Source organism: Micromonospora sp. DT228, assembly GCF_049841595.1.
In the GTDB taxonomy this organism is placed as follows: Bacteria; Actinomycetota; Actinomycetes; order Mycobacteriales; family Micromonosporaceae; genus Micromonospora.
The window spans coordinates 118157-127330 of record NZ_JBNCKO010000001.1; the positions used below are offsets into that span (position 1 = coordinate 118157).

The window sequence follows — 9174 nt, forward strand, 5'->3', positions numbered from 1 at the left end:
TCGTTGAGCGTGGGAGCGCTCCCGCACCACCCCACCACATGCGGCGCCCGGCATGCGCCGAGTCAAGGAGCGTCATGAAACGTCAACTTCGGGCCCTGGCCGCCGCCAGTGTGCTGCTCGCCGGCTCGCTGGTAGCGGTGGCCTTCGGCGGCAGCGCATCCGCCGACACCCAAATCTGCGAACAGTACGGCTCGACTGTCATCCAGGGTCGGTACGTGGTGCAGAACAACCGCTGGGGCACCACCGCCCAGCAGTGCATCAACGCCACCAGCAACGGCTTCGAGATCACCACCCTCAACGGGAGCAGCCCGACCAACGGCGCGCCCACGGCGTACCCCTCGATCTTCTTCGGTTGTCACTACACCAACTGCTCCCCCGGCACGAACCTGCCGATCCAGGTGAGCCAGATCAGCAGCGCCACCAGCAGCATCTCCTACCGCTACGTCAGCGGGGCGACCTACAACGCGTCGTACGACATCTGGCTGGACCCGTCGCCCAAGCGGGACGGGGTGAACCAGATGGAGATCATGATCTGGCTCAACCGGCAGGGTTCGATCCAGCCCATCGGCTCGGTCGTCGGGAACACGAACCTGGCCGGCCGCAACTGGGAGGTCTGGCGGGGCAGCAACGGCTCCAACAACGTCATCTCCTACGTCGCGTCGTCGGCGGTCTCCAGCCTAAACTTCAGCGTGCTGGACTTCATCAACGACACCCGCAACCGGGGCGCGATCAGCAACTCCTGGTACCTGACCAGCATCCAGGCCGGCTTCGAGCCGTGGCAGGGCGGCGTCGGTCTCGCGGTGACCTCGTTCTCGGCGAACGTCAACGGTGGCGGCCAGCCGCCGACCAACCCGACGACCCCGCCGCCGGGCGGTGGCGCCAGGTGCGCGGTGAAGTACACCGCGAACTCGTGGAACAACGGCTTCACTGCCGACGTGCAGATCACCAACACCGGGTCCAGCGCGATAAACGGTTGGACGCTTAACTACAGCCTGCCCGGCGGGCAGCAGGTCACAAACGCCTGGAACGCCACGGTGAGCCAGAGCGGCTCCTCGGTGACCGCCCGCAACGTCGGCCACAACGGGTCGCTCGCGCCGGGTGGCACGGCCAGCTTCGGCTACCAGGGCACGCTGAGCGGGTCGTACTCGTCCCCGACCAGCTTCTCGCTCAACGGGACGTCCTGCTCAAGGAGCTGAGGACGACTGGGCGTTAATGGTAATGCCCGGAATTGTTCCACTATCACCTTCAGGCCAGACCTCGGCCCCGCCAAGCTCTGCTTGGCGGGGCCGAGGTGTTACTGAAAGTCTTCTACCAACTGTTGACAAATTCCGATGCGGCCCAGGGGTCGCAGGAGGCCCCCTCACCCAATATTTATCTCGATTATCTCCTGTCAGGAGAACCCATTTTCGGGACTACGACCGCACGCTAGATCAAGGCATCGCCTTCAGACGGACGCCTGCATCCTCGGCCGCACGTTCGGCTGCACTGATCATTGAGTCAACCTCCCGCGAATACATTCCCATGTCCTCCACGGCCTGCACAAACGTCATAATCTTTGCGTGCAGCAAGAGGTCGTCCGTCGAATCAACAGAGTTGGTTGACCGAGACAGGAGAACATCACGGACCACTTCCTCCGCAAGGATCTTGTCTAGCCGAACGTCGCGGGACGAGTTCGCTACCCGAGCCGCGAACTTGCTCAAGAGTTCCACAGATGGAGGTTGCGGAAATCGCTCCTTAAGCACGACGGCGACTGCGCGGTCAATGAGATCAGCCACCGCCTGACTGGGCTCCACATCGGGCAGCGCCGACAGAAGCTTTCGATCATACAAGGATTGCGCTTTCAGGATCTGTCCGACTACTGACCTCGGCCCACTCGTATGCAGGGCACCCCCTCGCCCTTCACGTGTAAACCCCTTCCGACTCTTGCGACGTAGCCGGTCGGCCCGCATTTCGGCCGCGCTCACCAACTCTGCACACTGATCGCTGCTTGGGAACTGGCTCTGCATCAAGTCGGCAAGAATCGGCATGAGATTCTTCTTCACATTGCGACCCGCGGCAGGGGAATTATTGAACGCCAGGTCAATTAGCTCAGCAATATGGAGGGCCGACGCCGACCTGCCCGTTCGATTGATTACACCTTCCAGGTACGCGGACACACGTTCGCTGCCCGCATCTCGGGAGAACGTACGGCGCATTGCTAGCACCCATGTTTGGAATATCAATTCAGAGGCGGAACGGGGGTACGCCAGCAACAAGATGCCGTTCCTACGGCCTCCATCCTTGAGGAACCGCCATACTGCGACCCCGGCGGAGCTGCCCGGCTCCTTGGGACCACCAGTGACGCCGCTACTCATTGCTTCGGCCCCCTCACCAACACCCTAGCAATCAGAGTTACGCCCAGAATACCACCCGTGATCGGATCGTCAGCAGCCTGCTTCAAGACTTTCTCGGCTGCCCTCACCGGGGCCTCACTATGCGTACGGCGTTCCTTGACGCCTTCTGCGCTTGTGACGATTCGGTTCTCTTCAGCCAGGTTCAGCTCATCGGTCCGATCACAGGTACAGTCCTGCGGCTCACGCAGATCACGATTTGGTACGGATGTGGGCCCACCGTGCACCGAACAACTGGCATTGGCGTTGTGGACGAGGACTGAGGTGCTGCCGGTGCCCACATAGTACGTGTGGATGTCGTCAACCGTGAGGTTGTACACCGTTTGCTGGGTGGTCCAACGATCAACCGCGGAGATTTGTACAAGAGTGCCAGCCGAGGTGCGTAGCCACTGACCAACCGACAGGTTCGTAGCATCCACCCATTCACGTAGGTCTGGGACCCAGAAAGGATGCTCGTCAGTTGCCACCACGCTGCCAGTACTGCTGTCTCCTTGCTCATCGACACGGACCGTGATTCGGACTAGGTTCTTAGCTCCCGAGCCGATGATGGTTGCCACCACCTGTTTGGCAACAGTGTTACCAGGCAGCGCATCGGTGGCCAGGATGACGTCGCCAGCCTCGATGTCCTCAATCGGCTTGCGCGTACCGTTAGCCATAAGAACAAGAGTTCCTGGGGCGAAGCTGTTGCACTTACCAAGCTTCAAGAAGTCTTTGGCACCATCTATCAGATCACCGAGAAGCCCCTTGGCCCTGCTAGCAAGATTGGCGGCCTTCTTCCACTTCCAAGGAGCCCCATATCTCGCGGCGAGCTTGCCGAGCGCGCCACCGAGGGCGGAGCTGGCAACATTGATGGCGGTATTCAGGCAGCCACCCAGGTCTCCCTTCATGAAGCAGTCCAGGGCGTCAGTGATGCCCAGCTCGTCCATCATGATCTTGGCGAGAGCCTTGGCTGCGTTCAGGAGCTTCTGCTTCGCACGCGCGATCCGTGCCTGGCGCTCCTTCTCGGCTGCGGCTGCCGCTGCCGCCCGGCGGTCCTCGTCGCTGGCCCGAGGGTTGTTCCAGGCGTTCTTGGTCGGCTCGTCCGGGTCGTACGCGCCCGAGCACCCACCACAACCGTCGTTGTGACCCTTGACGTCGTGGTAGTTGCCGTACATGTCCTCGTAGTCGGCACCGGGACCGCAGGCGTCGTCGGAGCACGACTTGAGGCCGTCGGGGTCGGAGAACGAGATCGGGTTGTTGTTGGCGTACGCGTACCCGTGCATCTGCTGCGGGTCGCCGATGTCGATGATCGGATCGACCGAGATGAACCGACCCGTGACCGTGTCGTACTCGCGGGCGCCGATGTTCACCAGGCCCGTGGTCGCGTCCTGGTTGCCGTTGACGAAACCCTTCTCCGTCGGCCACTGCCCCGGTGCCGGGGACCCGCCACGGGCCTCACCGAACGGCGTGGTCCGTCGGTGCACGATGGCACCGTTCTCGTCGACCGTCGCCTGGCCCGTGCCGTGGTGGTCGGAGGCGACGTAGTGCAGGCCGTTGATCTTGCGAACGATCGTGCCGCCGCCCGGCAGGGCGTAGTAGCGGGTGCCGTCGGTCACCTTCGTGGTGTGGTCGAGCCGGATCTCCATTCCCGGCAGGTAGAGAGTCGTCGCCGTCGGCTCCTTGCGGAGCATCCGGGAGCCGTCGACGTCGTACAGGAAGCTGGTCTTCTTGCCCCCGACGTCGGTGACCGATTCCAGGTTGCCCTCGGCGTCCCACTTCAGGGTCTGGTCCTCGCCGACCTTCGTTCGACGCGTGGTGTTGCCGGCGGCGTCGTAGCCGTACTCGTGGAGCTTCGACCCCGCCGACGTCGTCTCGGTCATCGAGCTCAGGGTGTGCGGCTGCGGCTTGCCCGCGGCCGGGTAGGTGTAGGCGCGCTCCTTGATCGAGGTGCCGTTGGCGGCGAACTGCGACTCGGTCTTGCGGTTGCCGACCACGTCGTACGTGTAGGCGTGGTGGTACGCAGCCACCCCGCCCACACCCGTCGTCGACGGGCCTCCGGCGCACGGGTCGGTGGCGGTGCTCGCCGACGTCCACGCCCGGTCCATCCGGCGCAGGTAGTCGTAGGTGAAGCACTGCACGTCCCGGGTGCCCGAGGGAGTGTCGGCGATCTGGGTGATGTTGCCCGAAGCGTCGTAGCTGTAGCGGGCGTCGATGTCGATGACAGGCGCGCCGCTGCGGTCCAACCGATGGTTGGTCAGGCGCTTGGAGCCCTGCTCGTACCCGTAGGTCGACCAGACCTTGTTGGCGCCGAGCTTCGCCTCGGTCTGGATGACCTCACTTGTGGCCGAGTAGTCGACGTCGAGCAGGTACGGCACGGCACCCTCGGTCGCGATCAACCGCTCCATGCCGTCGTACGTGTAGGCGATGCTCTCGATCGGCAGGCCTCCACCGCCGGACATGCCCGTCGCCCGCACGGTGCCGTCCAGGTTGTACTCGGTGGCGAAGCCGTACATCCCGGCGAGTTCGGTGCCGGCGTGCTCGGGCACCTGGTAGTCGGTGTTGTGCGGCCGGTAGAACTCGTCGTAGCCGGTGTAGTACGTGGCGTACTCGACCCCGTCGATCCACCGGCTCGTCATGGACAGCGTCCCGAGCAGCTGGATGTCGTACATCCAGCTACTGAGGAGCGTGCCGGTCTCGGCGGTCCCCTTGTAGGTGGCGGTCGTCCGGCCGATCGCGTCGTACGTGGTGCTGATCGTCTGCTGCACACCATTCGTGGTGCTGGTCAGGCGGTCCAGCTTGTCGTAGGTCATCGTCGACGTGCCCGCATCCGGGTCGATCGACTTGACCTTGCGGCCGAGCTGGTCGTACTCGTGCTTCCAGACGTTGCCGGCGGGATCGGTGACCGACGCGAGCTGGCCGGAGCGGTTGTAGGTGTAGTCCGTCTTGTCGAAGGCCCCCGACGGCCCGGCGCCCTTGTACTGGAGCAGCTGGGTCTTCTGGCCGATGGCGTTGGAGATCGTCGTGGTGGGGGTGCCACCCTCGGGCGGGTCGATCGACACCCGGTCGCCGCCGTACGTGGTGCTGGTGCGCCACTTCTCGTTGCCCGCTACCGCGAAGATCTCCGCCTTGACCCGGTCGGCCCCGTCGTAGACATAGAGCGTCTGACCGTCGACCTCGCCGTTACGGGCAGGGAAGATGGCGTCGGTCGGAGCACCGGCCGCGTTGTAGGTCGCGTACGTCTTGTCCAGATTTCCGGTCGCGGTGTAGAAGGTGTCCGCGATCATCCGGGTGCCGTTCGGCCCCTCGGTCTGCACCTGGCGCGGCCGCAGCAGACCGTCGTGCAGCTTGTACTCGACGCTGTACGAACCGTCGTTCTGCCGCTTCTCGGTCTTGACCGCGACCGGCTTGTCGGTGCGGATCAGGTAGCTGTACTTGAGGCTCGGGCTCAGCCCCGTCGCGCCGGTACGGTCCGGCATCCACACCTTGACCATTCGACCGAGCGCGTCGTACTCCAACAGGCTGACCAGCTTGTTCGGGTCGGTCTGCTTGATCGGGCTGCCCCAGGCCGGGGCGTACTCGGTGGTGGTGATGTGACCGAGCGGGCTGGTCTCGTCCACCTTCGTGGTGAGACCGTTCGTCTCGGTGTACTTGGTGATTGTGGTGTTGCCCAACGCGTCGGTCGCGGTGAGCGGTCGACCGTACGCGTCGAAGGTCCCCGACGCGGCCGTGAGGTAGGTCGGCGTGGTGCCGTTGTGGCTCGCCAGCCGTTCCGAGGACGTGGGGTTGCCCAGCGTCGGCACCACCCCGAAGGCCTTGCCGTCATAGAGGGTCCGGGTGTCGGAGATGACCTGGGTCTTCCGGTCCACCGACGACGTGCCGCAGGCCACCGACAACGACTCGGTACGCGCCACCAGGCTGTACAGGTGGAGGCTGGAGTTGTCGGCGTAGGTGGTGGTGTTGCACGCCTCGTCGCCCGTGACATCGACGTCACCAAGGTTCTCGGTCGTGGTGACCCGACCGAAAGTCGTCTCGAAGGACGAGATGTTCTTGGTCTGCCGCCAGCCGCCGGCGGCGAGCGCGACGAAGTTCTGGGTCACCGAGGTGTTGGTGAACCAGGCCTTCTTGGCACCCCAGCTGTGCGACTCGGTGGCGGTGTTGTGCCGCCACGGCGTGGCGATGCTGCGGCTGACCACTGAGCCGCCGTCGTAGACGGTGCTCTCCAACTGGTGGCCGGAGAGCTCGTCGTAGTCGATGTGCGTGACGCCGGCGGAGTCCTCCACCCGGACGTCCCGGGTATCGGTGCTGTCCGGGATCCTGTCGCCGTGCATGCCGCGCAGATAGCGGTACTCGGTCTTCGTGGTCTGGGTCTGGCCGTTGCCGACGGTGACGATGACCTTGCCGTAGCCCCGCCACTCGCTCCAGGTCAGGTCCTTCGGGTCGGAGATCCCGTCGGGTTCGGCCTTCCGCCAGGCGGCGCCGTCCCGGTAGTCGTACCTGGTGACCATGTCCGGTGCGCCACCGGTGCGGTCGGTCTCGACGACCGCGGAGACCACGTACTTGAAGAACCAGTCGGTGATCGGGTCGCCGCTGCCGTACGGGTTCCACTTGACCGGGTAGCAGCGCCGCGTGCTGTTGCCCTCGGTCGGCAGCGTGCTCTTGGTGCAGTCCGGGTCCGCGTAGTTGACGTCGATCTGGCCACCGGTGTCCGTCCAGACCGTCGCGAGACGGGGCCGGACCAGCGGACCGATGTTGTCGTTGTCCCGGTCGACCCGGTTCGGCAGCTGGAGATTGCCCAGTTCGACCGACGGCATGGCGATGTCGGTGCCGTACAGGCCGGTGTGGGTGATCTTGTGCAGCCAGAGGGTGCGGGAGGCGTCCCCGTTGTCGAGGAGCTGGTGGTCGAGCTTCCAGGTGTCGACCGGGGCCCAGCCGCTCCCCTCACGGATCTCGGTGGTGATGTCGGTCAGCCGGGCCCGGGTCCAGAAGGTCGGGGTGATCTGGTCCAGCTTGCACTTGGTGTCTTTGTTGCAGTTGCGGTCGAAGGGCACGTCCGGCCAGTACGGCGCGGTGGTCGTGTTCAGGTCCTGCGGGTCGCAGTCGATGGAGCCGGTCGCCAGGCACCGCTCCTTGACGTCGAACCGCACCCGGGCCGGAGCGTTCGTGGTGTAGACCGCGTTGTCCCGCTGGCCGTAGTCGATCCGCTTGAGGTAGCCGCCGCGGTGGTAGGGCACACCGTTGACATCGGTGCGCTTGCCCCGGGCGTAGTAGTTCGTCTCGGGCGTGTAGTAGTACGAGCTGACGTTGCCGTAGCGGTCCTTGACGTAGTCGAGGCTCCACCGCCACGCCTGGTTGCAGTACGAGGCCGTGAAGCCGCCCGTCGGGCTGTTGCACGGTTCCTTGGCGTCGTCACCGTAGACCGGCAACGTCCAGGTCGACCCGGTGACCTCCTTGTTGGTGGTCCAGCCCGGCAGCTTGTTCAGGCCGAAGAAGTACTGCGTGCCGTCGGTCGTGGTGACCTTCCAGTACTCACCGTCGTCGTCGCCATTGTCGGCACCGGTGGACCGCTCCACCTTCGAGCCGTCATCGGTCGCGAACTTCCAGGTGTCGCCGCTCTTGACCAGCTCGGTGGACTTGCCGTTGAGCAGGATGGTGGCGTTGTCGTACGCCCAGCACTGGTCGGCGTACTGGTCCTGGCCGTCCTCGGCGCAGGACTTGTACCGACGCTCGATGTGCCCAGGCTCGTAGTTGAAGCCCTCACCCAGCCAGGAGCCCTGGTTGTTCGTCGTGGCGGTGCGGCCGTCGACCGACTGCGACGAGTACGCGAGGGTGATGCCCGGAGCGCCACCACCGGGAACCGGGGGCGTCCGCAGCGGGTAGCTCCAGGAGAACCCGCCGGTGGACGGCGCCACCGACCACTTCGACGACGGGGCGAGCTTCGTCGCCCCGTAGTCGCCCTGCGAGGACGACTCGGTCGCGGCCAACGCGAAGGTCGAGCCCGACGCGGCCGCGCTCACCGTGGCGAAGACCGTGCGCGACTCACCGTCGTTGACGGTCGGCACCGGTTCCGGCGCGCAGCCGGTCTTCTCCGGGGTGGTCAACGCGCAGTCCGGCAGCTTCACCAGCTTCAGGCGCGACCCGAAGTCACCGCCGAAAGCGCCGGCCAGGCCGTCGTAGCCGACACCGAGCTGGATGTCGCCGGCGCCTTGCTGGCCGTCGGCGCGATTCACCCGCACCAGCGGGCCGTCGACCCGGGCCCGCTCCGAGGCCGCGCGGTCGAGCACCTCGACGCGTACCTTCGCCGGTGCGGAAGCCGGCGACGTGCCGGCCTTCTTCGCCGGGTTGGCAGCGGCCGACACCGAGACCGCGAGGCCGCCGGCCTTGCCGGTCGCGGCCGGTCCGCGTGCCGTCGACCCAGCGACGGTACGCGCGCCGGCCTGCTCGGTTGCGCCGGCGGGCGGGGCGGGCACCGTGATCTCGGTGGCTCCCGCCGCCGGCCAGGTGACCTTGACGGGCGTGGTCGTGGCGGGGGCCGCACCCGGATTGGGCGTACGCGGCTTCACGCCGAGCGGCGCACGGTTCGGAACGGTCTTGCCGACGTCGGTTGCCGTCGGACGTTTGCGCTCGGCGGCAGCCGATGCGGGGGCATTGACGACCTGGATGGCGCTCGCGCACATCACGATGGTCATCGCCCAGGACACCTGTCGCACTGCCCGGCGCCGCACCGCGCCGGACGTGCCCAGTAGTCGGGAGAACATCCACCCTCCCCAGGGTTGTCGGTCAGAAGGCATGAGGCATCGGGGCCGCC

3 protein-coding genes are annotated in these 9174 nt (G+C 65.6%); 1 reads left to right on the forward strand and 2 read right to left on the reverse strand.

The genetic code is table 11. From position 1 onward, the window contains the following. Positions 1–74: 74 nt before the first annotated feature. Positions 75–1196: a GH12 family glycosyl hydrolase domain-containing protein gene (locus tag ACLQ29_RS00510; protein ID WP_425769689.1), complete on the forward strand. Its 1122-nt coding sequence runs from the start codon at positions 75–77 to the stop codon at positions 1194–1196. Positions 1197–1430: 234 nt separating this feature from the next. On the opposite strand, the gene ACLQ29_RS00515 is transcribed toward ACLQ29_RS00510, so the two are convergent. Together ACLQ29_RS00515 and ACLQ29_RS00520 are read right to left on the reverse strand one after the other, a co-directional pair. Next, a complete protein-coding gene (locus ACLQ29_RS00515) occupies positions 1431–2195 on the reverse strand; it encodes a hypothetical protein (protein WP_425769690.1) in 765 nt (254 codons plus the stop codon). Positions 2196–2350: 155 nt separating this feature from the next. Further along, complete coding sequence (locus ACLQ29_RS00520; RefSeq protein WP_425769691.1) at positions 2351–9124, reverse strand: polymorphic toxin-type HINT domain-containing protein; 6774 nt, start codon at positions 9122–9124, stop codon at positions 2351–2353. Between the last annotated feature and the right edge of the window lie 50 nt (positions 9125–9174).